Annotated in this window: 24 protein-coding genes; 14 read left to right on the forward strand and 10 right to left on the reverse strand. The window is 70.8% G+C overall.

Annotation, left to right across the window (positions count from 1 at the left end):
* Window positions 1-17 precede the first annotated feature (17 nt).
* On the reverse strand, window positions 18-1,202 hold the full coding sequence (gene solA, locus ACYVD5_RS06225) for an N-methyl-L-tryptophan oxidase (protein WP_460999941.1): 1,185 nt from the start codon (window positions 1,200-1,202) through the stop codon (window positions 18-20).
* Window positions 1,203-1,623: 421 nt separating this feature from the next.
* A complete protein-coding gene (locus ACYVD5_RS06230; protein WP_460999942.1) occupies window positions 1,624-2,529 on the reverse strand; it encodes an alpha/beta fold hydrolase in 906 nt (301 codons plus the stop codon).
* 473 nt (window positions 2,530-3,002) lie between these two features.
* Here ACYVD5_RS06230 and ACYVD5_RS06235 point away from each other — a divergent pair, with 473 nt between their 5' ends.
* Both ACYVD5_RS06235 and ACYVD5_RS06240 read left to right on the forward strand, forming a co-directional pair.
* Window positions 3,003-3,848, forward strand: coding sequence for a lysostaphin resistance A-like protein (locus ACYVD5_RS06235; protein WP_460999943.1), 846 nt, complete (start codon window positions 3,003-3,005; stop codon window positions 3,846-3,848).
* Between the two features lie 95 nt (window positions 3,849-3,943).
* Window positions 3,944-4,471 (forward strand): histidine kinase, encoded by a 528-nt coding sequence (locus ACYVD5_RS06240; protein ID WP_460999944.1) that lies wholly within the window; start codon window positions 3,944-3,946, stop codon window positions 4,469-4,471.
* A gap of 187 nt (window positions 4,472-4,658) precedes the next feature.
* Here the strand turns inward: ACYVD5_RS06240 and ACYVD5_RS06245 are convergent, their stop codons facing one another.
* The 4 genes from ACYVD5_RS06245 to ACYVD5_RS06260 form a co-directional block, all read right to left on the reverse strand.
* Window positions 4,659-5,387, reverse strand: a complete 729-nt coding sequence (locus ACYVD5_RS06245; protein ID WP_460999945.1) for an ABC transporter permease — start codon at window positions 5,385-5,387, stop codon at window positions 4,659-4,661.
* Window positions 5,388-5,509: 122 nt separating this feature from the next.
* On the reverse strand, window positions 5,510-6,394 hold the full coding sequence (locus ACYVD5_RS06250; RefSeq protein ID WP_460999946.1) for an ABC transporter ATP-binding protein: 885 nt from the start codon (window positions 6,392-6,394) through the stop codon (window positions 5,510-5,512).
* A 138-nt stretch (window positions 6,395-6,532) separates the two neighbouring features.
* Window positions 6,533-7,564 (reverse strand): aldo/keto reductase, encoded by a 1,032-nt coding sequence (locus tag ACYVD5_RS06255; RefSeq protein ID WP_460999947.1) that lies wholly within the window; start codon window positions 7,562-7,564, stop codon window positions 6,533-6,535.
* A gap of 109 nt (window positions 7,565-7,673) precedes the next feature.
* Window positions 7,674-8,096 (reverse strand): VOC family protein, encoded by a 423-nt coding sequence (locus ACYVD5_RS06260; RefSeq protein ID WP_460999948.1) that lies wholly within the window; start codon window positions 8,094-8,096, stop codon window positions 7,674-7,676.
* Between the two features lie 311 nt (window positions 8,097-8,407).
* Here ACYVD5_RS06260 and ACYVD5_RS06265 point away from each other — a divergent pair, with 311 nt between their 5' ends.
* The 10 genes from ACYVD5_RS06265 (at window position 8,408) to ACYVD5_RS06310 (ending at window position 19,430) form a co-directional block, all read left to right on the forward strand.
* A complete protein-coding gene (locus ACYVD5_RS06265) occupies window positions 8,408-9,268 on the forward strand; it encodes a CPBP family intramembrane glutamic endopeptidase (RefSeq protein WP_460999949.1) in 861 nt (286 codons plus the stop codon).
* A 63-nt stretch (window positions 9,269-9,331) separates the two neighbouring features.
* A complete protein-coding gene (locus ACYVD5_RS06270) occupies window positions 9,332-10,036 on the forward strand; it encodes a TetR/AcrR family transcriptional regulator (protein ID WP_460999950.1) in 705 nt (234 codons plus the stop codon).
* Window positions 10,020-10,943, forward strand: a complete 924-nt coding sequence (locus tag ACYVD5_RS06275) for an ABC transporter ATP-binding protein (RefSeq protein WP_460999951.1) — start codon at window positions 10,020-10,022, stop codon at window positions 10,941-10,943. The genes ACYVD5_RS06270 and ACYVD5_RS06275 overlap by 17 nt, the downstream gene beginning before the upstream one ends.
* On the forward strand, window positions 10,940-12,571 hold the full coding sequence (locus tag ACYVD5_RS06280; protein WP_460999952.1) for an ABC transporter permease: 1,632 nt from the start codon (window positions 10,940-10,942) through the stop codon (window positions 12,569-12,571). Before ACYVD5_RS06275 ends, ACYVD5_RS06280 begins: the two co-directional genes overlap by 4 nt.
* Window positions 12,572-12,795: 224 nt before the next feature.
* Window positions 12,796-13,467: a hypothetical protein gene (locus ACYVD5_RS06285; RefSeq protein ID WP_460999953.1), complete on the forward strand. Its 672-nt coding sequence runs from the start codon at window positions 12,796-12,798 to the stop codon at window positions 13,465-13,467.
* A 522-nt stretch (window positions 13,468-13,989) separates the two neighbouring features.
* A complete protein-coding gene (locus ACYVD5_RS06290) occupies window positions 13,990-14,511 on the forward strand; it encodes a 2Fe-2S iron-sulfur cluster-binding protein (RefSeq protein WP_460999954.1) in 522 nt (173 codons plus the stop codon).
* Complete coding sequence (locus tag ACYVD5_RS06295) at window positions 14,508-15,494, forward strand: FAD binding domain-containing protein (protein WP_460999955.1); 987 nt, start codon at window positions 14,508-14,510, stop codon at window positions 15,492-15,494. The genes ACYVD5_RS06290 and ACYVD5_RS06295 overlap by 4 nt, the downstream gene beginning before the upstream one ends.
* Window positions 15,491-17,797 (forward strand): xanthine dehydrogenase family protein molybdopterin-binding subunit, encoded by a 2,307-nt coding sequence (locus ACYVD5_RS06300; protein ID WP_460999956.1) that lies wholly within the window; start codon window positions 15,491-15,493, stop codon window positions 17,795-17,797. The genes ACYVD5_RS06295 and ACYVD5_RS06300 overlap by 4 nt, the downstream gene beginning before the upstream one ends.
* A gap of 656 nt (window positions 17,798-18,453) precedes the next feature.
* Window positions 18,454-18,648: a hypothetical protein gene (locus ACYVD5_RS06305; RefSeq protein WP_460999957.1), complete on the forward strand. Its 195-nt coding sequence runs from the start codon at window positions 18,454-18,456 to the stop codon at window positions 18,646-18,648.
* A complete protein-coding gene (locus tag ACYVD5_RS06310; RefSeq protein ID WP_460999958.1) occupies window positions 18,645-19,430 on the forward strand; it encodes a hypothetical protein in 786 nt (261 codons plus the stop codon). The genes ACYVD5_RS06305 and ACYVD5_RS06310 overlap by 4 nt, the downstream gene beginning before the upstream one ends.
* Window positions 19,431-19,648: 218 nt before the next feature.
* Here the strand turns inward: ACYVD5_RS06310 and ACYVD5_RS06315 are convergent, their stop codons facing one another.
* From ACYVD5_RS06315 to ACYVD5_RS06325, 3 genes are read right to left on the reverse strand one after another with little or no spacing between them, the layout of a single operon-like run.
* Window positions 19,649-19,843 carry a ferredoxin gene (locus ACYVD5_RS06315; protein ID WP_460999959.1) on the reverse strand — a complete coding sequence of 65 codons (195 nt, stop codon included), beginning with the start codon at window positions 19,841-19,843 and terminating at the stop codon, window positions 19,649-19,651.
* Between the two features lie 28 nt (window positions 19,844-19,871).
* A complete protein-coding gene (locus tag ACYVD5_RS06320) occupies window positions 19,872-21,053 on the reverse strand; it encodes a cytochrome P450 (protein ID WP_460999960.1) in 1,182 nt (393 codons plus the stop codon).
* 40 nt (window positions 21,054-21,093) lie between these two features.
* Window positions 21,094-22,275 carry a cytochrome P450 gene (locus ACYVD5_RS06325; protein ID WP_460999961.1) on the reverse strand — a complete coding sequence of 394 codons (1,182 nt, stop codon included), beginning with the start codon at window positions 22,273-22,275 and terminating at the stop codon, window positions 21,094-21,096.
* Between the two features lie 136 nt (window positions 22,276-22,411).
* On the opposite strand from ACYVD5_RS06325, the gene ACYVD5_RS06330 reads away from it, so the two are divergent.
* Window positions 22,412-23,044 (forward strand): TetR/AcrR family transcriptional regulator, encoded by a 633-nt coding sequence (locus ACYVD5_RS06330; RefSeq protein ID WP_460999962.1) that lies wholly within the window; start codon window positions 22,412-22,414, stop codon window positions 23,042-23,044.
* A 59-nt stretch (window positions 23,045-23,103) separates the two neighbouring features.
* On the opposite strand, the gene ACYVD5_RS06335 is transcribed toward ACYVD5_RS06330, so the two are convergent.
* Window positions 23,104-23,715, reverse strand: a complete 612-nt coding sequence (locus ACYVD5_RS06335) for a TetR/AcrR family transcriptional regulator (protein ID WP_460999963.1) — start codon at window positions 23,713-23,715, stop codon at window positions 23,104-23,106.
* A gap of 112 nt (window positions 23,716-23,827) precedes the next feature.
* Here ACYVD5_RS06335 and ACYVD5_RS06340 point away from each other — a divergent pair, with 112 nt between their 5' ends.
* Window positions 23,828-25,156, forward strand: coding sequence for an FAD-dependent oxidoreductase (locus ACYVD5_RS06340; RefSeq protein ID WP_460999964.1), 1,329 nt, complete (start codon window positions 23,828-23,830; stop codon window positions 25,154-25,156).
* The last annotated feature ends 20 nt before the right edge of the window (window positions 25,157-25,176 follow it).

Here is a 25,176-nt window from a genome sequence, read left to right on the forward strand (position 1 = left end):
CCTTCGTGCGGATCGGCTCAAACGTGCAGTGCCTTCTGGAACGTCCGGTCGGTGAGGGCCGGACGGGTGAGGGAGAAAGCGTCGATGGGATGCGAGGAGGCGCCGTCGAGGGCGAGTTCGGCGAGAATCGTGCCGATCAGCGCGGCGAACTTGTAGGCGTGGCCCGCCCCGACCGCGACCACGACCCGCGGGTCGGCCGGGAGGGCGCCGAGCACGAAGTGCTGATCGGGCGGGACGGTGTAGAGGCAGGTCTTGGTGTAGAGCTCCGGCCCGATGAAACCGGGGATGTGCCGTTGCAGGAAGGCCAGGTACCGCTCGCGCCGCTGCGGGTCGGGGGCAAAGGTCCTGGTGTCGGCGGTGACCTCGGGGCCGCCCATGTGCTGGCCCAGTTTGGTCGCGACCTCGCCGTAGACCGGGAAGCCGTAGAAGTTGTGGTCGCCGTGCCACATGAAGACCGGGAAGTTCTCCGGGGCGAACTCCCGCAGGTTGGCCGTGGCGTAGTAGGTCACCTGTTCCTGGGTGACCGTCAGCGGCAGTTGGACCCCGCAGCCGGCGAGCAGTAGGTTGGTCCAGGCGTCGCCCGCCACCACCACCCGATCGGCCAGGTAGGTCTCGTCGCCGGTGTGCACCTCGATCCCGGCCGGGGTCGGGTGCAGCGACCGGACGGGGGTGTTCTCGGCGATCCGGGCGCCGTTACCGCGGGCGAGCGCCGCGTGGACCGCGTTGGCCTTCCGGGCGTCCACGATGCCGGAATCGCGCTGGTACAGGGCGCGTTCGCCGCCGCTGAGCCGGAACTGCGGCCAGCGCCGCATCAACTCAGCGGGTTCCAGGAGTTCGTGGGCGACACCGAACTCCGTGAAGAGCCGCAGGTAGCCCTCGATGTTGCGGGTGCCGGTGTCGAGGTCCTTGCGTTGTTCCGCATCCTCGATGACCAGCCCGCCCGTGGTCGTGACGAGCTGCTGCCGAGCGGCGTCCTCGACCTCGCGCCACGCGGTGTAGGCGGCGTGTGCCAACTGCGCGTACGGGCGCTGGTGCTGGGCGAGCCGGATAATGCGGGAATGGTCTTGGGAGGCGCCGCGCTCGTGGCCGAGCCGGAATTGCTCGATGCCGAGCACTCCGGAGCCGAGTCTGCGCGAGAGCCGGTACAGCGCGGCGGAGCCAAGGCCGCCGCAGCCGATCACGATCGCTGGCAAATGCTTCATCGACGTACCCCGCTTCTGAATACCGCCGAGCTGGGTTTCAGGTTCAGAATGCGGTCGCCGGAGCGTTCGGGTCCATCGCAGAAAATTGCAGCCGATTGTGTAATCCCCGTACAAGATCATCGCTTGGTCACCGCATGGCCGTTCCATGACCGGCCGCCGTTTCCGCGGTTCTTGCGAGCGGGAGCACGACTTCCACCGGACCCGTGCCGATGGGCGGTCCGCATGGGGATCGGTCCTGGCACGCAACCGCCGCCTCCCCGGCGATCGACCACCCGGCTGCCTGACTGTTCAGCGGTTCGCCGCCGCAGGCACGCGCATGCAAAAAGGGTCGGCGCCGACCGGGCCACTGCCCGGCCGGCGCCGACCGCCGTCACCGCGTCGGCCCGGCCCCGCGGCCGGGCCGGGCCCGGTTCGACCGCCGCTATCCCTCCGCGGCCGCGGAGACCACGTCGCGGACCTTCTCGGCGGCCAGGTCGGGCTGGTCGACGTAGATGTGGTGGCCGCTTTCCTCGGCGGTGGTCAGGTTGCTGCGGCCGGAGAGCTTGAGCCAGTTGTTCTGGCCTTCGGTCCATGCTTCCTCCAGACCGGGCCCGTACTCGGGCACCTCGGCGAGGTACTGCACGCCGTGCTGGATGACCTCCACCGGGATGTCGCCGGCGGAACGGACCTCGCCGTCGGGGACTTCCAGCTGCTCCGGGCCCTCACCGGCGAGGGCCGCCAGGGTTTGGTCGCGCAGGTCGGCCGCCGGGCCGGTGGCCGACTCGGGGATCTCCTCGGTGAGGTCGGCCTGCTGGGTCGGCGAGGTGGCGTCCATCAGGACCAGGCCGGCGACCCGGTCCTGGTGGTCGGGGGCGTACCGGCCGGCGATCACCCCGCCCAGCGAGTGGCCGGCCAGCACGACCGGAGAGTCGCCGGCGACCCGGTCGATGACGCCGGTCAGCACCTCCCCGGTGCTTTCGAGGGTCTGCGGGCCGCCGGGCTTGTCGCTGGCGCCGGCGCCGAGCCGGTCGTAGGAGCAGACGCGCTCGTCCTTGCCCAGGGTCTTTTGGAAGTCGGCCAGTTTCTTTACGCTGTCGCCTCCCCCGTGCAGGAGGAAGACCACCGGCCGGCCCTCGACCGGAGCACCGGAGCAGGACACGTTCACCGACCGGCCGTCGATCTCGAACTTCTTGGTCCCGGTGAAGTCCGGTTCGCCGCCGAACTCCGCCATGGGGTCGAACGTTTCGAGGCTGTCGAGCTGCTCCTCGGCCTCCGGGGGAAGCTCTCCGCAGCCGGAGAGGGTCACGGCGGCGAACACTGCGGTCACAACAGCGGTGGTGCGGAACATGGCTATCTCCGAATATGAAAGTCGGGGCGGTAATACGGGGGGCGGTTATAAAAGCGGAACGACTGGGCGGCGCAGGGGAATCCGGCACCTTTTACAAGGCGAGGGGAACGGTTACCCTGCTGCCGTTTCGGGGCCTTTTGCCGATGTGGTGAACACTACGGATTCGGCGCTCGGGAATCGTCACCGCGGCGTGGACACCCGCATGTGGCTCGCAGAGGGGACACCCGTGCCGCGCAGCCGCATGTGCGGGCGATGGAGCAGGCGGCGAGCGGGGCGGTGCCGGGCCCGGGCGCGGGCCGGCCGGCGCCCGGCCTGCCGCGGCGCCCCGCGGATGGGGGCGCCGTCCCCCGGCGGTGTCCCCCGTGCGAGCTACCTGCAGGTATCCACTGCACGGTGACGACTGGGCCATCTCCGGATCCGTAGCGTTTCCCTCATACGCAACACCCCGCCGCTTCCCCGACACGGAGAACATCATGAGAGTGCTCTGGCAGCTCCTGGCCCTTATAGCGATCGCCTTCATCGGCGGCAACGCGATAACCCTCGTTGAAGGCAACCCGTGGCTGGTTTTCGCCATCGGCGTCCTTACCGCCGCGGTCTCGGTGCCGGTATACCGGTGGGTGGTGGGCCGTACGGAGAAGCGGCCGGTCGCGGAACTCGCCGGCAAGGGCGCCGTGTCCGCCACCGGGCTGGGCACCTTCATCGGCCTCGCGCTGTTCGCGCTGGTCATCGTCAACATCTTCTTCCTCGGGTACTACGGGGTCGACGGGCCGGGCTCGGTTCCGGGGGCGGTGGGCCTGCTGGGCATGATGAGCGCCGCCGCCGTGACCGAGGAGCTGATCTTCCGCGGTGTGCTGTTCCGGATCGTCGAGCAGCGCACGGGAACGTGGATCGCGCTGGTGCTCACCGGCGTGCTGTTCGGCCTGATGCACCTGCCCAACCCCAACGCCAGCCTGTGGGGCGCCATCGCCATCGCCATCGAGGCCGGCGGCATGCTCACCGCCGCCTACATCGCCACTCGCAGCCTGTGGCTGCCGATCGGCCTGCACCTGGGCTGGAACCTCGCCGGCTCCGCCATCTTCAGCACCGAGGTTTCGGGCAACAACACGGCTCAGGGGCTGGTGGACTCCTGGATGTCGGGCCCGGCACTCATCACCGGCGGCGGCTTCGGCCCGGAGGGCAGCCTGTACTCGATCGCGTTCTGCCTGCTGGCGACCATGGTGTTCCTGTGGCTGGCCCACCGGCGCGGGCGCCTGGTGCCCTTCCCCCGGCGCACCGGGAACACCGAGAACGCCGGCACCACGACCGCGCAGCCCCGATGACCCGCCGCCGACGGCTCCTGAAGCCGCGGCGCCGGCTCGGCGCCGCGGCCCGGGGCCTCCCCTCGCGACTGCTGCTCCTTTTCACCGCGGCGAGCGTGCCTCCGGCGGTCGGGCTCTTCCGGGGCCGGCCGCCGGGCGCGGTGGCGTCCTACTATCTGGCGCTCGCCCTCGCGTGGGGCATCGGGTCGCGGCTGCCCTCCTCGGCCCGCGCCGCGCAGGCCGAACGCAGCCGCGCCGCAGCGGCGGATCGCACGGCCGAACGCACCCGCATCGCCCGGGAGCTGCACGACGGGGTGGCCCACAACGTGACCGCGATGGTGGTGCAGGCCGAGTCGGCGCGGTACCTGGCCGCCGCGCCCGACCGCCTCGACCAGAGCCTGACCGCTGTCAGCGAAACCGGCCGGCGCGCCATCGCCGACCTGCGGCACCTGCTCGGCCTGCTGGACCTGCTCCACCCCGCCGACGGCACGGGGCGGGCCGAGAGCACAGAGAGCACCGCCGCCGCGGCCAGGGCCACGAGGACACCGCCGGCGTCCTTGAACCGCCGGCCCGACCGGCCTGCGCCGCACCGCAGCCGCCCGCTCGCCCCGGTCAGGCCGGCGCGCCCTTACCGGTCGCCATGACTGCGGCGCGGACCGCGGTGCGGAGCCCGGGGACCTCGGCGTCGAAGCGCTTCCGGATCGCGTCAAGGGTCGCACGGTACGTCCAACGCTCCGCCGAGGTCAGCACCGTCTGGACGTCGCCTTCGGCCGCGGTCGCCTCGGCGGTCCCGCCTGCCCGTGCCGGAGCCCCGGACCGTGCCCCGTTCCGTTACCGGCGCGGCTCCCAGCCGAAGAGTTGCACGGCCGCCGCGATGGCGACGACCACCCAGCCCAGGGTGGGCGCCAGGAGAACCAGGGAGTCCGCCACCGACCCACCGCCCGCCCAGGCTGCGGCGACCGCCTCGGCGGCTGAGCCCCCGGGGAGCAGCCGCTTGAGCACGGTGAGGTCTTCGGTGCCCGTGAACGCCACCCAGCCCGCCACGGCGAGCGTGCCGACCATGATGGGCAGCGTGGTCACTTGGGCGTGGTCGGGCGAATTCGTCAGACCGGCGGTGGCCAACCCCAGGCCGAGCATCATGGCCATCGCCGCGGCAACCGCCGACACCAGCAGGAACGGGTTCGCCGGCCCGCCGCCGACCGCGGCCAGCACGCCCAGGATCACCGCCACCTGAACGAGTGTGATGGCGGTGATCGGAAGCAGCAGGCCCGTGAGGATTCCTGCGTCGCCCGCCGCAGTGGAGCGCAGCCGCTTGAGGAACAGGCTCTGCCGGCGAGTGGCGAGCGTGGTCACCGCGGTGGCGTAGAGCCCCACGGCCACGACGAGGAACGCCAGGATCGCCGCGACGGATCCGGTGCTGTAGAGCTCGCCGATGGCAGGGACGGCTTGGTGCAGGTAGATGTAACCCGCGCTGGATGCCGCGGGAACAAGCAGCATGGTGACCAGAACCAACCGGTTCCGGAAGAGCTGGATCAGCTCGCTGCGCGCGATCGAAAGCATGAGGCGGTCCTTTAACATTCGGCCCGGAACGTTCCGGTTCCGGACGGGATCCCCGGAGTGGCTGCGCGGGCTTGCCCGGGCGGGCTTCCTTCGAAGGGGGCCTTGATCTCCGACGCGGCGCCCTAGTCGCCGGCGATGGAGCGGAAAACGTCGTCGAGGCCGGTCGGGCCGGCTGCGAGCTCCTGCAGCTCAACGGCGTGGTCCTGCGCCCACTGGAGCAGCATGTGCAGGTCCGGCTGCAGGTCGAAGGTTTCGATGAGGAACGTCCCGTCGCTCTTGCGCGCGGCCGGCACCGGTGGCGCCGGAGCGGAGGGCGGCAGGGAGAAGCGGATCTCGGCCGGCAGGGCCCGGGTCAGGTCGGCGACGGTGCCCTCCTGATGGAAGGCTCCGTTGTGCATGAGCCCGATGCGGTCGGCGCGCTGCTGGGCCTCTTCCAGGTAGTGCGTGGTCAGCACGATGGTGGATCCGTCCTCGCGCAGCCTGTCCACGGCGGCCCAGAGCGCGTCCCGCGACCGGATGTCCAAGCCGGTGGTGGGCTCGTCCAGAAAGACCAGTTCCGGCGTGCCGTACACGGCGGTGGCGAAGTCCAGGCGCCGCTTCTCGCCGCCGGAGAGCTGGGAGACCTTGGTGCCGGCCTTCGCGGTGAGGTCGACGACTCCGAGCACCCGGTCGACCGTGTCCGCACGCTTGGTGAGCCTGCCGATCAGCCGGACCGATTCGCGCACTGTCAGGTCCGGGGAGAACCCGCTCTCCTGCAGCATGATGCCCATCCTGGGCCGCACGGCGCGCCGGTTGCGCGGGCTCTGCCCGAAGACGCGCACGGTGCCCGATGTGGCGGTCCGGTGGCCTTCGACCACCTCCAGAGTGGAGGTTTTGCCGGCCCCGTTCGTACCGAGCAGAGCGTAGAACTCACCCTCCCCGACCTGGAAGGACAAGTCCCGGACGGCGTGGAATCCGCCGTACTTGACGTTGAGGTCTGCGACGTCGATGACCGATGTGGAAGGCATGGAGCCATTCCAGCCGCCGACGCGCTCGTCCGGCAGTGCGGCCGCGTCACCGCTGAGCCGTGACATTCGTCCACGCGGTGGCGTGACGCAGTGTCACTTGCGGCGCGGGCGGGTCGTGCCGGGCCTGGCCCGGCACGGTCACACCGCGGCGCGTTCACCGGCCGGCCGCCGGCGCAGGTCCGCCCGGGTGAGGGCCTGCGGGGCGTGGGACACGTCGATCGGGCCGAGGTCGGTTCCCGGTGCCACGATCCGGTCGATCCGGTCGAGGATCTCGTCGCCGAGGACGGTTCCGGCTCCGGCGAGCAGGTCCTCAAGCTGCTCCGTGGTGCGCGGCCCGATAATGGCCGAGGTGACGCCGGGATGGGCGATGGCAAAGGCCAGCGCCAGATGGGTCAGCGACAGGCCGGCCTCGTCGGCCAGCGGGATGAGCTGTTCGACGGCGTCGAGCTTGCGCTCGTCGGTCAGGTGCCTGGGCACCCAGTGCATCCGCGGGTTCTGCGGCGCCGACCCGCCCTTGCGGTACCGGCCGGTCAGCAGACCCATCGCCAGCGGGCTCCACACCAGCGCCCCCATGCCGAAGTGCCGGCAGGTGGGCAGGATCTCGCGTTCAATGCCGCGGTTGAGGATCGAGTAGTGCGGCTGTTCGGTGCGGAAACGCTGCAGCCCGCGCCGGTCGGCGACCCATTGCGCCTCGACGATCTCCGCGGCCGGAAGGTTCGACGACCCGATGGCGCGGACCTTGCCGCTGCGCACCAGATCGGTCAGCGCGGAGAGCGTCTCCTCGATGTCGGTGTCCGGGTCGGGGTGGTGGACCTGGTACAGGTCGATGTGGTCGGTCCCCAGCCGCCGCAGCGAGTTCTCGACCTCGGTGATGATCCAGCGCCGCGAGCTGCCCGCCCGGTTGGGGTCGTCGCCCATCCGGCCGTTGACCTTGGTGGCCAGCACGACATCGTCGCGGCGCCCCTTCAGGGCTTTGCCGACGATCTCCTCGGTCTCGCTGTAGGAGTACACGTCGGCCGTGTCGATGAAGTTGATTCCGGAGTCGAGCGCCCGGTGGACGATCCGGGCGCAGGCGCCGTGGTCCTTGTTTCCCACGGCACCGAACATCATGGTGCCGAGGCAGTAGGGACTGACCCGGATTCCGGTGCGGCCGAGGAGACGCAGTTGCATGGTGGTTGTTCCCTTCGATGATCGGGGGGCGCGCGGCGCCTTGCGGGGATGGCATGGGCAGGCGGGCGGGGAGGGGCCTGCACGCCTCTCCCCGCCCGCCCGGACGGGCTCAGCCGTTGTACTCGCTCGCGACGTCCAGCACCCAGACGACACCGAAGCGGTCCCGCAGCATCCCGTAGGCGGGGGCCCAGGCGGCCGGGCCCATCGGGACGACCACGGTGGCCCCGGCCGACAGCTTCTCCCAGTAACCGGTGATCTCCTCAGCGGTCTCGCCGCGCACGGAGACGAAAACGGAGTTCTCGCCCTGGTCGTAACCCATGTTCGGGGGCACGTCGTAGGCCATGACGTGGAAGCCGTTCCCGGCGAGCACCTGGCCCCACATCACCTGGTCGGCCGTTGCCTCGTCCTGGGCGGCACCGGCGTCCTTGTAGGTGATGGCGGCAAGGTCCCCGCCGAACACGGACTGGTAGAGCTCCAGGGCCGCCCGGGCATCGCCGCGGAAATTCAGGTGGGTCGTGGTCGTTACGGACATGGTTTGTTCCTTGCCTGCTCGTTGGTCGTTTCCGGGCGCTCGCGGCCGGACCGCACAGCCGGCATCGGCGGCGTCGGCGGTTCGGCGGTCGACCGCGCGTGGCCAACCATGGCAAGCGAAGCGGCCAGGTTGCGTCCGCTTCTTCCGAGCGGATGCAGAAACCCGAAGCCCGCCGGTGCTCCGGAGCCCGAGAGGCACGGCGGCTGATCCGCCGGGCGGCGGCCGCGGCGCCCCGGCTCCCCCGCGCGGGGGGTGCCGGCCACTCTGCGGGGGGAGGCCCGAGAGGCCGCGCGGTCGCGATCATGGCCGCCATGACCAGCACCGGCCGCAGCGGCCCTGACATGACCGGCCCGCGCGAGCGGCGAGGCGATACCGAGGGCGCCTCGGGGGCGCCGTGGGCGTTTTTCCTGCTGACAGCGGCGCTGTCGCTGCCCGTCTACGGAATCGGCCGGCTGGTGCACGTCGCGGGCACTCCGAAGAACATGCCGGTGTTCGACGCGGCGCTGGCTTTCGTGCCGCTCGCGGCGGCCCTGATCCTCACCTTCCGGCAGGAGGGTGCGCCGGGGGCGCGCAGGCTGCTGAAACGGGCCGCCGACCTCGGACGCATCGGCCAAAAGCGCTGGTACGTGCCGATCATCCTGCTCGGACCGGTGATCCTGCTGATCACCTACGGACTCATGGCGTTGTTCGGGGTTGAGCTGCCGGCCCAACCGCACCTACCTGCCGCGGCGATGCTGCTGCTGCCGGCGGCGTTCCTCGCCGCGGCCGCCGGAGAAGAGCTGGGCTGGACCGGATACGCCACCGCTCCGCTCCAGCGGCGGTGGGGACCGCTGGGCGCCGCCCTGATCGTGGGCACCGTGTGGTGGGTCTGGCACATCCCCTCGATCCTCGCCAGCGGCCAGCCGCCGCTGCTGATCGCGCTGGGGGCGCTGAGCGCCATCGGCGGCCGGATCCTCTGGGTCTGGATCCACAACGGGGCCGGGGGCAGTGTCGCCGCGGTCATCATCGTGCACGCCATCGCCAACGTCTGCGGCTCCTACGTCCCGTCGGTGCCGACTGCCGCGCTCGGGCCGGTGACCGCCGTCCTCGCGGCCGTTGTCGCAGGCCTGCTGCTAGCGCAAGCTCCGCGCCGCCGGCAGCGGGTCCGGGAGCGCGGTCCGCAGGCCCGGTGAGCGTCCTCCACTCTCGCAATACGACATGGACAATGGGCAATAAGTACATATAGTCTCTAATATATGTTTCCAGTATCCAGGTCCGGCGACCGGCCGCCGGAGGATCTCACCGCCCGGGCGCGCATCAGGGACGCCGCGCTCGCGCAGTTCGCCGAACGCGGGTACTCCGGGGCGACACTCAAGGGCATCGCCGAGTCCGCGGGCGTCTCGATCGGGCTGGTCCAGCATCATTTCGGGGCAAAGGACGACCTGCGGCAAGCCTGCGATACCTACGCCGCCGAAACCCTGGCCAGCCTCGACGGCCTGGGTGTGACCGGCGGCGAGATCGCCGACTCCGACTTCCTCGCTGGGATGTTCCGGCACAGCCCGCTGATCCTGCGCTACATCGCCCGCGCCATGGTTGAGGGGACCTCTTCGGCCGCGACGTTCTTCGACAACGGGGCCGCTACCGCCGAGGCGTTCCTGAGCCGCACCTGGCCCGAGCGTTTCCCGCCCGGCTCCGACCGCACCCGCGACGCCGCCGCGGTGATGACCGCGATGCACCAGGCGACCATCGTGCTGCACGAGCACCTCTCGCGCCGCATGGGCGCCGACGTGCTGGCCGCCGAGAACACCGCGCGTATCGGCCTGGCGATGTTCGACGTCTACACCTCCATCGCCGAGTTCGCGGCCTCCGACACCGGTACGGCCGTCCGCGACGCGGCGCACACCTACCAGCAAGGCACCGCGCCACGGCAGAACGGAGCCGACGATGACCGCGACCATTGACATCGCAGGACTGGTGAAGACCTTCGGGACCACACGTGCCCTGGACGGCCTGGACATGACCGTCCAACCGGGCGAGGTGCACGGGTTCCTCGGGCCCAACGGGGCGGGGAAATCCACCGCGCTGCGGACCCTGCTCGGCCTGATCCGCCCGGAGGCCGGCACGGTGCGGCTGCTCGGCGAGGACCCCTGGCACCGGGCGGTCGAACTGCACCGCCGCCTGGCCTACGTGCCCGGCGACGTCGCCCTGTGGCCCACGCTCACCGGCGGCGAGGTGATCGATCTGCTGGGGCGGCTGCGCGGCGGAGCCGACCAACGGCGCCGCGACCAACTCGTGCAGCGGTTCGGCCTCGACCCGGGCAAGAAGTGCCGCACCTACTCCACCGGCAACCGGCAGAAGGTGGCGCTCATCGCGGCGCTGGCCGCCGACACCGAACTCCTGCTGCTCGACGAACCGACCTCGGGGCTGGACCCGCTGATGGAGGCGGTCTTTCGCGAGTGCATCGCCGAGGAGCGCGCCAAAGGCCGCACCGTCCTGCTCTCCAGCCACATCCTCGGCGAGGTTGAGGCGGTGTGCGACCGGGTGACCATCGTCCGCGACGGCCGCACGGTCGAGGCCGGTTCCCTCTCCGAGCTGCGCCACCTCACGCGGTCCTCGGTCTCGGCGGAACTCGCGGCCGCACCGGCCGGGCTGAGCGGCATGGCCGGGGTATACGGCCTGCACACCGAAGGCCATCACGTGCGCTGCCAGGTCGACACCGCCCACATCGGCGAGGTCCTGGCACACCTCCACTCGCTGGGGATCGCCGACATCACCGTGCAGCCGCCCGCGCTCGAAGAACTGTTCCTGCGCCACTACCAGGACGCCCCGGCCGACCGGAGCGGGGACCGCGGGGCGGTCGCCCGATGAGCGCGCCCGCGCCCGCGCTCGCGCCGCGAGCCGGCGGCGCCGCAACCGGCGGGTCCCTGGCGGGAACCGGCATGCTCACCCGGGTGCTGCTGCGGCGCGACCGGGCCCTGCTCGCGGTGTGGCTGCTGCTGAGCTGGGCGGTGGCCGCCGCCCGGGTCGGCGGCACCTACGAGGCGATGTACCCGACCGCCGCGGCCCGCCAGGCGCGCTACGACCAGGTCATGGCCGAGGTCCCGATGTACCTGCTGTTCCAGGGGCCCGCCTACGGCACCGGCATCAACGCCCTGCTGGTGCAGGAGTCGTTCGGTGCCGCGACCCTGATCGCGGCGCTCGGGGCGGTGGTCTTCGTGGTGCGGCACACCCGTACCGACGAGCAGGCCGGCCGGCGCGAGCTGGTGGCCTCCACGGCGGTGGGTCGCCATGCCCCGCTGTCCGCGGCTCTGGCCGCGGTGTTCGCCGCCGGCGCGCTGCTGGCCGTGCTCACCAGCGCGACCATGGTGGCCGCCGGAATGCCCACCGTCGGATCGCTGGTCTTCGGCCTGGTGGTCGGCAGCGCGGTCTGCGTTTCGGCGGCGATGGCTGCGGTGGCGGCTCAGCTGACGGCCGCTCCGCGCGCGGCCGTCATCGGTGCGTTCGCCCTGTTCACCGCGCTGCACTTCGTCCGCGGCATCTCCGACCTCGGCGGGCCGGGGCTGGCCTGGTTGGGGTGGCTGACACCGAACGGCTGGCTGCAGCGCACCCAACCGTTCGCCGGCGACCGCTGGTGGCCGTTCCTGCTGGTGGCGGCCTTGGCCGCGGTCTTGGTGCGGGTGGCGTTCGCGCTGGCCGAGCGCCGCGACCTCGGGTCGGGCCTGCTGGCGGCGCGCCCGGGGCGCAGCGCCGCGCCGCGCGGGCTGAGTGGTCCGTTCGGGCTGGCCTGGCGGCTGCACCGGGCGATGGTGCTGGTGTGGGTGGCGGGAACTGCCGCCATCTGCCTGCCGTCCGGCCTGATCGGTACCGCCGGCATGGCACAGTACGCCAACAGTGCCCAGATGGCGCAGTGGGCCGCGGCGATGAAGTCGGCGCAGCCGGCCGATGTGCTGTTCGTCTACATCGCCTTCACCACCGTCTTCCCGATCACGCTGTACTCGATCCAGGTCGTACTGCGGATCCGGGCGGAGGAGGCCGACGGGCACGCCGCCATGCTCCTGGCCGCACCTGTCTCCAGGCTGCGCTGGGCCGCCGGGCACCTGGCAGTGGCACTGGCCGCGCCCGCTGTGCTGCTGGTCGTGGTGGGCCTGTGCCTGGGCACGGGAGCCGCGGGCGGGCCGGGCGCCCTCGTCGCGATCACCGCCCGCCTCATCCCGGCCGTGTGGGTGATGGTGGGGATCGCCATGGCGGCTTGCGGTCTCGCGGGGCGTGCCGCGCCGTTCGCGGCCTACGGCGCGCTGATCGTCGCGCTCACCGTGGAATTCGGGCAGCACCTGGGGTGGCCCGACTGGTTGTTCCTGGCGTTCTCGCCGTTCGGCCATGTACTGCCGTTCTTCGGCACGCCCGGCACCACCACGCTGGTGGTGCTCACGGCCGTGGCGATGGGGCTGTGCGCGGCGGGCCTGGCCGGCCTGCGCCACCGCGACCTGCTCGGCTGACCCCGGCTCGGGCGTGGTGCGGCCGCCCCGTCGGCGGCCTGCTCGGGGCTGCGGCTGGGCGGGGCTCGGCCCGCTACCGGAACCGCGCTGCCGGTCCGGTAGCGCGGTGCGGGGCCGGGTAGCGGGCCGGGTATGCGGCACGCGGGCACCGTGTACCGTGCGCGCGGCCTGCGGCTACCGCACAACCGTCCCGTTCCGGCGATCCCGCCCTGTTGGAGGCCGCCATGCGCTCCGACGATCACGCAGCCCGGCCGGCGTCCGCATTCCGTCCCGGGCTGCTGCTCATCCCGGTGCTGAGCACCGCCTTCAGCGCCGTATCCGGAGTGGCGATCGACGCCTCGCTTCCGCTGGCGGGATTCGGCCTGGTGTGGGGCATAGCCGTAATGTTGGCGGCTCCGAGGCTGGCCGGCCTCGGCGACCGTTCCGCGGGCTGGGCCCAAGCGCCACTGTACCTGGCGTGCGCACTCGCGTTCATGTCGCTGGGCGGCGGGATCCTCGGCGAACTGCTGTGGACCGACCCGCAGCGCACGTTCGAGGTGCTGCGCGCACCGGGATTCGGGCTCTACTTCGCCTCGATCCACGGCGTCTTCGAGTGGCTGCTGCTGCCGGCGGCGCTGATCCTCAACTGGCGCGACCGCGCCCGCCGGTACCTGCTGCTGGCCGCGGCGGTCTTCTTCTATGCCCTGCGGATGGTCAGCGCGGTTTACTTCGCGCCGGTCGCAATGGAGTGGGCGCAGCTCCCGGCCGGCACCGTGGTCAGCGGGGAACTGCAGGCGGGCATCGAATTGTGGACCAGCCTGAACCTGCTGCGGAGGCTATTCCAGGAGTGGCTGGTCACAGCCCTGCTGGTGATCGCGACACTGCGCCCCCGGTCCAGGGCGCGGGCCCGCGCCTAACAGCACGCTCCCGCCATCGCCACCCGGGTGGCCGGAAGCGGACGCGGAGATTTCGGCGCCCCCGGAACCCCGGCCGTGCGGTCGTGCGGCCCGCGAGCAGGCCGTTCGGCGGCGTTTCGCAACGCCGCGGCGGCAGGATCACCGCGGTTTTCCGCGCCGCCGCCACCCAAACCGCCGCCGCTGAACTTTCGAGCAAAATCGACGGACTCGCAGCCATTCAAAATCGGCGGTGCCCCATGCACAGTGGGGGCATGTCCGCGCGCCGCTACTTCGCGGAAGCAAGGTCCACCGCTGCTTTCCCCGGTACCGGCCTTCGCCGGTCCCCGTAGACCGGCGGGCGTCCCATTCCGTCCGTTCCTGGTCGTTTTCGGCCGCATTCGGGCGCGGCCGCCGCAGTCCTACCTGGACTCGGCCCAGCTCAGCCGGGCTGCAGCCGCCGCCCGGGGTCTGGACCCCGGCCCCAGGCGGCCACCGGACCGCGCTTCCGGCGGTTTCGGCAACCTGTCCGTTCGGAAGGCGAAAATGGAAGTGAATGACGTTGCAATGCGGATCAACGGCACTGAGGTGAACGTGCCCGTCGATCCCCGGACATCGCTGCTGGATCTGCTCCGTGAAACGCTTCGGATGCCCGGTACCAAGAAGGGGTGCAACCAGGGAGCCTGCGGAGCGTGCACCGTTCTGGTCGACGGCGAACGAATCCTCGCCTGCCTTGCGCTGGCCGTGCAATACACGGGCCGCGAAATCACCACCATCGAAGGCCTGGCCGACCACAACGGTCTGCACCCGCTGCAGCAGGCGTTCATCGACGATGACGGATTCCAGTGCGGCTACTGCACGCCGGGGCAGATCTGCTCGGCGGTGGGCATGGCCGCCGAGGCCCAACGCGGGGTACCCAGCCACGCCACCTGCGATCTCACCGCCTCCGAAGTTTCGCTCGACCACGACGAGGTCCGCGAACGCATGAGCGGCAACGTATGCAGGTGCGGCGCCCACAACGGCATCGTCGCCGCAATCACCGAAACCTATGGGGCGGGGGCCCAATGAACCGATTCACCTACCACCGGGCCGCCGACACCGCCGAAGCCGTCCGCCTCGGCGAATCACCCGGGGCGTCCTACATCGGCGGCGGCACCAATGTGGTCGACCTCCTGCGCGAATCCATCGCCGACCCGGCTTCGCTGGTCGATGTCACCGGCCTGTCGTCGTCGATCGAGGAACGCGCCGACGGCGGGCTCCTGATCGGCGCGGCCGTCCGCAACACCGCGGTGGCCGAACACCGCGCCGTCCGCACCCGTTACCCGGTGCTGTCCCGCGCGATCCTGGCGGGCGCATCGGCGCAGGTCCGCAACATGGCGACCGTCGGCGGCAACATCCTCCAGCGCACGCGCTGCCAGTACTTCTACGACGCCGAAGGATCGCGGTGCAACAAGCGCAACCCCGGCCAGGGCTGCGATGCGCTGCAGGGCTTCAACCGCGAGCACGCGATCCTCGGTGCCTCGTCCTCCTGCGTCGCCACCCACCCCTCGGACATGAGCGTGGCGCTCGCCGCGCTCGGCGCCGATGTACACCTCCAAGGGGCTGATGGCACGCGCGTGCTGCCGCTCGCCGACCTCCACCGGCTGCCCGGCGACACCCCCGATGTCGAGACCCGGCTCGCACCGGGCGAACTGATCACCGCGGTCGAACTACCGCCGCTGCCGTCCGGAACCCGGTCCACCTACCGCAAGGTCCGCGACCGCTCCAGCTTCGCGTTCGCCCTGGTATCCGTCGCCGCCGCCCTGCACCAGCGCGACGGCACCATCGCCGAAGCCCGGCTGGCGCTGGGCGGTGTGGCGCACAAGCCCTGGCGGGCCCGCAAGGCCGAGGACGTGCTCGTCGGTGCACCCGCCGACACCGCCACCTTCCGCGCAGCCGCCGAGGCCGAACTCGCCGACGCCGAACCCCTGCGCGACAACGGATTCAAGATCGAACTCAGCAGGCGGACCATCACCGCCGTCCTCGGCGAACTGGCAGGAGGCACCTCATGAGCACCACCGAACAAGCAGCGCAGGGGGGCGCCCCTCTCGGCCTGGCGCCCATGGACTGGTCCGGCTCCGACCCCGACCCGCTGACCCGTCCGGGCCAGGGGCACAGGCTCGGCGCTTCGGGGCCGCGGCTTGACGGCGCCCTGAAAGTGCAGGGCGGGGCGGCCTTCGCGGCCGAGTTCGCCTACCCCGGCATGGTTTACGCCGCTCTCGCCTTCAGCACGATCGCCAAGGGCCGCATCGCCGCCCTCGACACCGCCGCTGCCGAACGCGCGCCGGGCGTGGTCCTCGTGATGACCCACGGGAACGCGCCGCGGATGGCGCCCATGCCGATGATGATGACCAGCGAGTTGGCGGCCGGCGGCGACAACCTGCCGATCATGCAGGACGACCGGGTCCACTGGAACGGCCAGCCGATCGCGGTGGTGCTGGCCGAAACCCAGGACCAAGCCGACCACGCCGCCTCACTGCTGCGGGTCACGTACCAGGCGGAACCGGCCACCACCTCCTGGGCCGACGGCGTGGCCAACGGTGTCGAAACCGGCGAGATGTTCGGGCACCCGCTCGCGGTCGAGACCGGCGACACCGAGGCCGCACTGGCGGCTGCGGCGGTGTCGGTCGATGCCCGGTTCAGCACGCCCTACGAGAACCATGCCGCCATTGAGCCGCACGCGGCCACCGTGAAATGGGACGGCGACGAACTCACCGTGCACGACGCCTCCCAAGCGGTCGTGCACACTGCGTGGTCACTCGCCGGGATCTTCGGCATCCCGCAGGATAAGGTCCATGTCACCTCACCCTTCGTGGGAGGCGGATTCGGCGGGAAAATGCTCTGGCAGCACCAGGTGCTGGCCGCCGCTGCAGCGAAACTCGCCGATCGCCCGGTCCGGCTCGCGCTCTCCCGCAAGGGGGTTTTCCGGGCCACCGGCGGACGCGCCGCAACGGATCAGCGGGTCGCCATCGGCGCCGATGCCGACGGACGTTTCAAGGCGGTCATCCATACCGGTATCTCCCCGACCACCAGGAACAACAACTCCCCCGAGCCGGCCAGCCATTCCACATCCAGCTCCTACGCGGCCGGCAGCTTCAAGCTCGGTGCCGATGTGATCTACCTCGACATGGTCGCCAACGTCACCATGCGGGCCCCGGGCGAGGCGGTCGGCAACTTCGCGTTGGAATCCGCTGTTGACGAACTCGCCGTAGCGTTGGACCTCGACCCGGTCGAACTCCGGCTCCGCAACGAGCCCGAAACCCATCCCATCGACGGCCGGCCGTTCTCGTCCCGCAACGCCGTCCAGGCATGGCGCGACGGCGCAGCGCGTTTCGGCTGGGCCGACCGCAACCCCGTGCCTGGCGCCGTGCGCGACGGCGAGTGGTTGGTGGGCACCGGTTGCGCCACCGCCTCACACCCCTACGTCCGGTTTCCCAGCGGGGCGGCGCGTATGACCCTCACCCGCGACGGCCGGGCCGAGGTCGACATCGCCGCGCACGACATGGGCATGGGCACCACCACCGCGCAGATCCCGGTCATCGCCGAACGGCTGGGGCTCGACCCCGACCAGGTCTCGCTCCGGTTCGGCGATTCGCGGATGCCCGGCCGCATGATGGCCGCCGGATCCGGCCAGAGCGCCGGCATCGGCGCGGCCGTGGCAGCGGCCCACCGCGAACTCGTCACCGACCTGCTCGAACTCGTCGACGATTCGTCACCGCTGGCCGGACTCAAACCCGACCAGGTCGGCGCATTGGACGGCGGCCTCGCCGCGCTCGACGACCCGCACCGGCACGAGACCTACACCGACATCCTCGACCGCGCCGGCCGCAGCGAACTCGTGTCCGAGGCCGACGCCCCGCCGCCGTCGGAGATGGCCGACTGGGCGATGCACTCCTTCGGCGCGGTGTTCTGCGAGGTCCGCGTCAACGCCGTCACCGGCGAGATCCGGGTCAGCCGTTTCCTCGGTTCGATGGACTGCGGCCGCATCCTCAACGCCCGAACGGCCGCCGACCAGATCCGCGGCGGCCTCGTCATGGGCATCGGCCTCGCCCTGATGGAAGAGGTCCGCTTCGACGAGCGCACCGGCCGCATCATGAACCCGAACCTGGCCGAGTACCACGTGCCGGTCCACCCCGACGTACCCGAGATCGACGTGATCTGGACGGACATCCCCGACCCGCACGCACCAATGGGCGCGCGCGGCCTAGGCGAAATCAGCATCACCGGTGCCGGCGCCGCCATCGCCAATGCGGTCTACAACGCCACCGGCAAACGCGTCCGCGACCTCCCGATCACCCTGGACAAACTGATGTGAGGATCCCCGGCACCCATTCAACGACCCCACAACCAACCGGCCGGGGCAGCACCTGCCCCGGCCGGCCGTCGGCGCGATACACATCCGAATACGCCGGCTCGCGCAATGGCGGGCCGGCGTTCGCAGTTTCATCCGCGCTTCCCGCAGCCGCAGCCGCCGGGCGCCGGCCGTATGCGTTCGGGTGTCGGGTGGGGCGTGGTGCGGTGGGGATGGGTGATGTGGTCTGCATGCAAATCCCGGTTCCGGTCACCCTTGGAGGATTCTCAAGGACTGAATTCGGTACAGAACGCTTCGGGAATGCGTCCGCCGGAATGGAGGAAAATAAATCCGCGCGGACGGACTCGGACAGTATTGGACGGGGGTGGACGCGGGTGGACCGGAATGGACCTGGTGCGGCGTCGGGTTGGCGGTGGAGGGCTAACTTCGCAAAAGGTTCATTAGGGGACAACAGCGGTGAGGCCTGGCGCGCCCGTGTGTCCGCAACTACTTAGCGCCTTCGCTGACACCTAGCGTGTCAGGTAACGTTTTGATTACGCACCAGAGGGGTTTCTGCGGGGAGTACACCTGACTCCATTTCCCCGGCTCCTTCCCGCGGTTCCCGAACGGCGCTCCGCCCCCTGCATCCGCGGGGGCGTATCAACGTAGTTAGGGATGAAATGCACGCTTCTATCTGGGCTCGTCTGGTCCTGGTCGTGGTGGTGCTGGTGATGGCTTGCCTGCTCGCCGCCTATGGCCGCGACCTGGCGACCACCCTGCTGCCGGCCACCGCTCTGCTGGGTCTGCTGGGTATGGCCGCCGACACCGCCCGCCGGATCCTGCCCGCGCAGCCCGCCCTCGGGGAGGCGACATGAGCGCAGCCGACCTGCTGGATCCCACCGGCCCGCAGCGGGGCATGCGGTCGGTGCATAAGCCCACGGTCTACCGCCCCGCGCCAGGTGCCCACCCCCACCACCTGCGCCGCGAGTCCGACGGCGTCTACGGATGGGTTCGTATGGATCCGGTCGAAGCTCCCGAACCACCGACCCAGTCGGGCCGGTCGGACCAGCCCGAGGGGGCCGACCAGGATCACCGGCCCGACCAGGATCACCAGGCCGGCCGTGCCAGCGGGGCCAGCGGGGCCGACCAGTCGGCTGAGCAGGACCGGCCGGCCCAGCCGTCCCGTTCGGGCCGGTCAGGCCAGTCGGGCGGGCCCGACCGGTCTCCGCGGGCGGACCAGCGGCCGCAGCCGCCGGCGCAGGCCCGGTCCGACCAGAACGGGCCTGCGGCCGAACGCCCGCACACCATCCACGACCTGGAAGGTTACGACCAGCGCCCCGATCCGCTGCTGGCCGAAACCCCTGCGCAGTTCGTGCAGGCGATGCGCGAATTCCGCACATGGTCGGGCGACTGGTCCTTCCGCCAGTTGGAAGAGTTCTCGGGCGGCACGCCACGCTCGACCTTCCACGCCGCGCTCAAGAGCGACCAGTTGCCCAAGCTCCCCCTGGTCGGCCTGTTCATCACCGCCTGCGGCGGGGACGAGACCGAGGTGCGGCGCTGGACCACTGCCTGGCGCCGCCTGCGCATGGCGGCCGAAAACCCCTGCCGCACCGAAACCACCGAGGAGGCCGTGCACCGCCTGACCACCGACGATTGAACCATCCGCGGCATCGGGGCGCTGCCGGCCCCCTCCGCGCAGCCGCAGGGCCCACCGGCCCCGGCCGCGACGACGCCCACAAGGCGTCCGGCAGCGCACCCGCCCTGCTGTGCCTGCCCCCGTCGTTGCCCCTGCCCCTGTTCCCGTTCCCGCTCCTACTGGCCGGCCCGACCGGCGGCCGCCCCCATCCACGCGGAGGAAGGGGGCGGCCATCGGCATCAGTCGTCGACGAGGGACAGGGCACGGCTGGGGCAGAGGTTGACCGCTTGGCGTGCGCTGTCCATGTGGTCGGGATCGGGGTGCGGGGTCAGGACGATGACCGTGCCGTCGTCGTCCTGGTCGAACATGTCCGGCTCGGTGAGCACGCACTGGCCGGCGCCGACGCAGACTGCGGTATCGGCGGCGATACGCATGGTGTTGACTCCTTTGGCGGGTTGCGTTTTACCAGTTCACCGGGAACTCATGAATGCCGTAGACGTTCGCGTCGTCCTTGAACGGCAGCGAATCGAGCGGCACCGCCGAACGCAGGTCCGGGATCCGGCGGAACAGGGTGTCGAACACGATCTCCAGTTCCATCCGCGCGAGGTTCTGCCCCAAACACTGGTGCGCCCCGAACCCGAACGCGAGGTGGTTGCGCGCACCGCGCTCGATGTCGAATTCGTCGGGCCGGTCGAACACCTCGGGGTCGCGGTCGGCGACGTTGCCGAGTGTCACCACGCCTTCGCCGGCCCGGATCAGCTTGCCGCCGATCTCGACATCGGCGACCGCCGTGCGCGATACCACGGCCTCGGCGATGGTGAAGTAGCGCAGCAGCTCTTCGACCGCCGCCGGGGTCTTCGACGGGTCCTCGCGGATCGCACGCAGGTCCTCGGGGTTGTCGAGGAAGGACATGGTGCCCAGCGAGATCATGTTCGCCGTGGTCTCGTGCCCGGCGACGAGCAGCAGGGTCGCGAGTTTGGCCACCGCCTCGTGGTCGTCGGACTTGGCGAGCTGGCGGCTGATCAGGTCGTCGCCCGGTTCGCGCTCCTTCTGCGCGATCAGTTCGCCGAGATAGTCGAGCAGTTCGCCGAATGCATCGCTGTTGTTCGTGCCTGAGGGGTCGCGCCTCAGGATGTTCGCCGAGCGGCTCTGGAAGAACTCGTGGTCGGCGTAGGGCACCCCGAGCATCTCGCAGATGACCAGCGACGGCACCGGCAGCGACAGCGCCTGCACCAGATCAGCGGGCTGCGGCCCCGCCAGCATCGCGTCGATGTGCTCATCGACGATCTCCTGGATCCGCGGCCGCAGCGCGGCCATGCGCTTGACCGTGAACTCGCCGACCACCGCACGGCGGGCCGGACCGTGCTCCGGCGGATCCATGCCGATCAGCGCCGGGCTCCGCGAGGTGATCACCTGCGTCGAGAAAATCGTCGGGAACCCCGGCTTGCGCCGGTCGGAGCTGAACCGCGCGTCGGTGAGCACCGTACGGATGTCCTCGTGCCGGGTGAGCGCCCACACGGTCATGCCGCTGGGCAGGGTCACCTGCGAGACCGGTTCCTCGTCCCGCAGCCGGCGGTGCTCGGCGGGCGGCGCGTAGGGGCAGGAACGGGCGTAGGGAAGTGTGGCCGGCGACTGAGCTGTCACGATTCCACCTCGCTGTCCGCGATATGCGTTTTCAGATGTCTCACCAGGTGACCGGGAACTCGTAGATACCGTAGACGTTCGCGTCGTCCTTGAACGGCAGCGAATCGAGCGGCACCGCCGAACGCAGGTCCGGGATCCGGCGGAACAGGGTGTCGAACACGACCTCCAGTTCCATCCGCGCGAGGTTCTGCCCCAAACACTGGTGCGCCCCGAACCCGAACGCGAGGTGGTTGCGCGCACCGCGCTCGATGTCGAGTTTCTCGGGCTGGTCGAACGCCTCAGGATCCCGGTTGGCCGTGTTGCTGAGCCCTACCACGCCTTCGCCGGCCCGGATCAGCTTGCCGCCGATCTCGACATCGGCGAGCGCCACACGCGAGGTGGCCACCTCGGCGATCGTGAAGTAGCGCAGCAGCTCTTCGACCGCCGCCGGGGTCTTCGACGGGTCCTCGCGGATCGCACGCAGGTCCTCTGGGTGGTCGAGGAAGGACATGGTGCCCAGCGAGATCATGTTCGCCGTGGTCTCGTGCCCGGCAATGAGCAGCAGGAACGCGAGCATGACGAGTTCTTCGCGGTCGTCGGACTTGGCGAGCCGGCGGCTGAGCAGGTCGTCGGCCGGGGCCTGCTCCTTCTGCGCGATCAGTTCGCCGAGGTAGCCGAGCAGTTCCTGTACGGCCTGGGAGCGGTCTTCGGGCGGCGTGGACCGTTTCAGCATCTTCGCCGAGCGGCTCTGGAAGAACTCGTGGTCGGCGTAGGGCACCCCGAGCATCTCGCAGATGACCAGCGACGGCACCGGCAGCGACAGCGCCTGCACCAGATCAGCGGGCTGCGGCCCCGCCAGCATCGCGTCGATGTGCTCATCGACGATCTCCTGGATCCGCGGCCGCAGCGCGGCCATGCGCTTGACCGTGAACTCGCCGACCACCGCACGGCGCGCCGGACCGTGCTCCGGCGGATCCATGCTGATCAGGGAGAGCCTGCGCCCCATCTGCGCGGGGATGAACCGCGGAAATCCGGGGTGGAGCCGGTCGGAGCTGAACCGCGCGTCGGTGAGCATCGCGCGGATGTCCTCGTGGCGGGTGAGCACCCACGCGGTGGCGCCGCTGGGCAGGGCGGCCTGCGAGACCGGCTCTTCCCGCTGCAGTCGGAGGTGCTCGTCGGCCGGTGCGTACGGGCAGCCGCGGGGAATGGGCAGCGCGGCGGTGTCGGGAGCTGGAAGGGGCACTGTTCCACCCACATTCGTGACAGCGAATATTCGGAAGAATAGCTTCCGCTTATACCTCCAACATACAGATCCGGAAGGTTTTCGTCCATCTATGCGCGGATGCGACAATGACCTGGAACGGAGGAGGACCACGCAGATGACGACCGGCTCACAGCGGTTGCGGGCCGATGCCAGACGCAACCGCGACCAGATCCTCGCCGCCGCCCGCGAGGTCTTCGGCGCGCAGGGGTCGGATGTCCCGATGGAGGAGATCGCCCGCGCGGCCCGAGTCGGTGTCGGCACGCTCTACCGGCGTTTTCCCGACCGCGAGGCGCTCATCCGCGCAGTCGCCCACGAAAGCTTCGCGCAGGTTCTCCAGGACACGCGCGCGGCCGCGGCCGAGGAACCGACGGCGTGGGGTGCGCTGGTACGCCTGGTCGGCAGGTCGCAGCAACTCCAGTTGAGCATGCACCTCGCCCTGCACTCCCAGAACGCCAAAGACGCACTGCACTCCGATACAGCAACCCGCGAACTCCGCAGCGCCCTGCTGACCGAAATCGTGCAGATCGTCGATGCCGCGCAGCAGGAAGGCACCCTGCGTGCGGATATCGGCGCAGGCGACATCGTGATCCTGCTGGCGATGTTGCTGAAACAGCCGCGGCTGGTCCAGATTCCCGCCGCACTCGCCTTCGAGCGCGCCGTCATGATCACGCTCGACGGGCTGCGGGCACAGCCGCACGACCCGCTGCCGGGTCGACCGATCGGTGCCGAGGACATCCGCTTCGAGTGAGCCGGGCCCCGCGGTCCGTGCCATAGCCCGGCACCGGCCGCGCCGGCACCGCGAGCCCCTCAGCCGTCGAGCAGCGCCGCAGCCGCGCGTCCGATCGCAGCAGCGTCGTCGCCGAGCACCGCCCGTTGCAGGATCATGCCGGGCAGCAGCGCCAGTACGAACCGCGCGCCGTCGCCGGGGTCGAGGCGGGCCGGCACCCGGCCGGCGCGCTGCCCCCGGGCCAGGGCGCCGGCGCATGCACCGGTCAGGTACTCGAAACCGCTGCGGGCCGCGCCCAGTAGTTCCTCGTTGCGGGAGATCTCGCTCCACGCCTGCAGCGCCACCTTGCCCTGGTCGTCCAGGTCGATGCCGCGCCCGTCCACTGTGAGGCCGCCCCCGGTGAACGTGCTGGTGAACACGTTCACCACGTCGGCGGCCGAGGGAGCGTCCAGTTGCTCCAGCCGGGCGGACACGGCGGGCCCGATCCCGTCGAACGACTCGCGGGCGACCTCGCGAATGAGCTCGTCCTTGCCGCTGAAGTAGCGGTAGAACGCGCCTGCCGAGATTCCCGCCTCGGCGACCAGGTCGGGCATCGAGGTCAAGTGGAAGCCGTCGCGGGCGAAACAGCGGCGCGCGGCATCGAGGATGGCGGCCCGGTTCGCTGCGCGGCGCTGGTCACTGATCCTGGGCATGCCCCCACCTTAGGCGAACACCTATTCGCCTTGACAGGCACGTGCCCGGCGAGCAGACTCAACTCATTAAAGAATGAACATTCGTTTTTTATAAGCTTGGAGTGTGGCTGCCGTGACCGATACGTTTCCAACAGAGCAGCGGACGACGTGCGCCGTCATCGGCGGCGGGCCGGCGGGCATGTTCCTGGGCCTTCTACTCGCCCGCGCCGGCGTGGCGGTCACCGTCCTGGAGAAGCACCCGGACTTCCTGCGCGACTTCCGCGGCGACACGGTGCACGTGGCCACCCGCAACCTGCTCGACGAACTCGGGCTGGGCGAGCGATTCGCCGCGCTGCCGCAGCAGTCCGCCGAGCGCGCCGGCCTCCAACTCGACCAAGGCAGCGTGCAGATGGCCGACATGTCCCGGCTTCCCGGCCGCCACCGCAGCATGGTGATGGCGCCGCAGTGGGACCTGCTCAACCTGCTCGCCGATTCCGCCGCGGCCGAGCCGGCGTTCACACTGCGCCGGAACGCCGAGGTCACCGGGCTGCTGCGCGAGGAAGGCCGCGTCGCCGGTGTCCGGTTCACCGACCGGAGCGACGGCTCCGCACACGAGCTGCGCGCGGGGCTGACCGTGGCCTGCGACGGCCGCGGCTCCGCGGTGCGCACCGCCGCAGGGCCGGCACCCCGCTCGTTCGAGACGCCGATGGACGTGTGGTGGTTCCGGCTGCCGCACCGCGCCGGCGATCCGGACTCCGGCCAGCGCGTCTCCCCCGGCCGGTTCATGATCATGCTCGACCGCGGCGACTTCTGGCAGTGCGCCTACCTGGTCCCCAAGGGCGCCGACGCCGAACTGCGCGCGGAGGGCATCGAGGCGTTCCGCCACCGCCTCGCCGCGCTCGTGCCCTGGCTGGCCGACCGGCTGGATGAGCTTCGCACGTTCGACGACGTGAAACTGCTGGATGTGCGCATGGACCGGCTGCGGCGCTGGTACAGCGACGGTCTGCTGCTCATCGGCGACGCAGCACACGCGATGTCGCCGGTCGGCGGCGTGGGGATCAACCTGGCGGTGGCCGACGCGGTCGCGGCGGGGCGGATCCTCGCACCGGCATTGCGCAGCAGCGGACGGGCACCGGTGGCGGTACTGCGCCGGGTGCAGACGCGGCGGTCGTGGCCGACATCGGTCTTCCAGGGCGTGCAAGGCCGGCTGCACCGGCAGATCCGCACGGTGTTGGCGGAGGTGCCCGCCGCAGGCACCGGCGCCGCGCCCCCGGTCCCCTACGGCGTTGCGGCGCCCACGTCGTCACTGCCGTTCCCGATGCGCATGCTGCGCCGCTTCCCCGCACTCCAGGTCATCCCGGCCTGGCTGACCGCGATCGGCCCGCTACCCGAGCACGCCCCGCAGTGGGCCCGGCGCCCACCGGAGCGCCCGGACACAGCGCCCGGTGGCGGCACCGACTAGGACCGGGCCGGTGGCCGGCA

This window comes from Streptomonospora sediminis, from assembly GCF_054778995.1.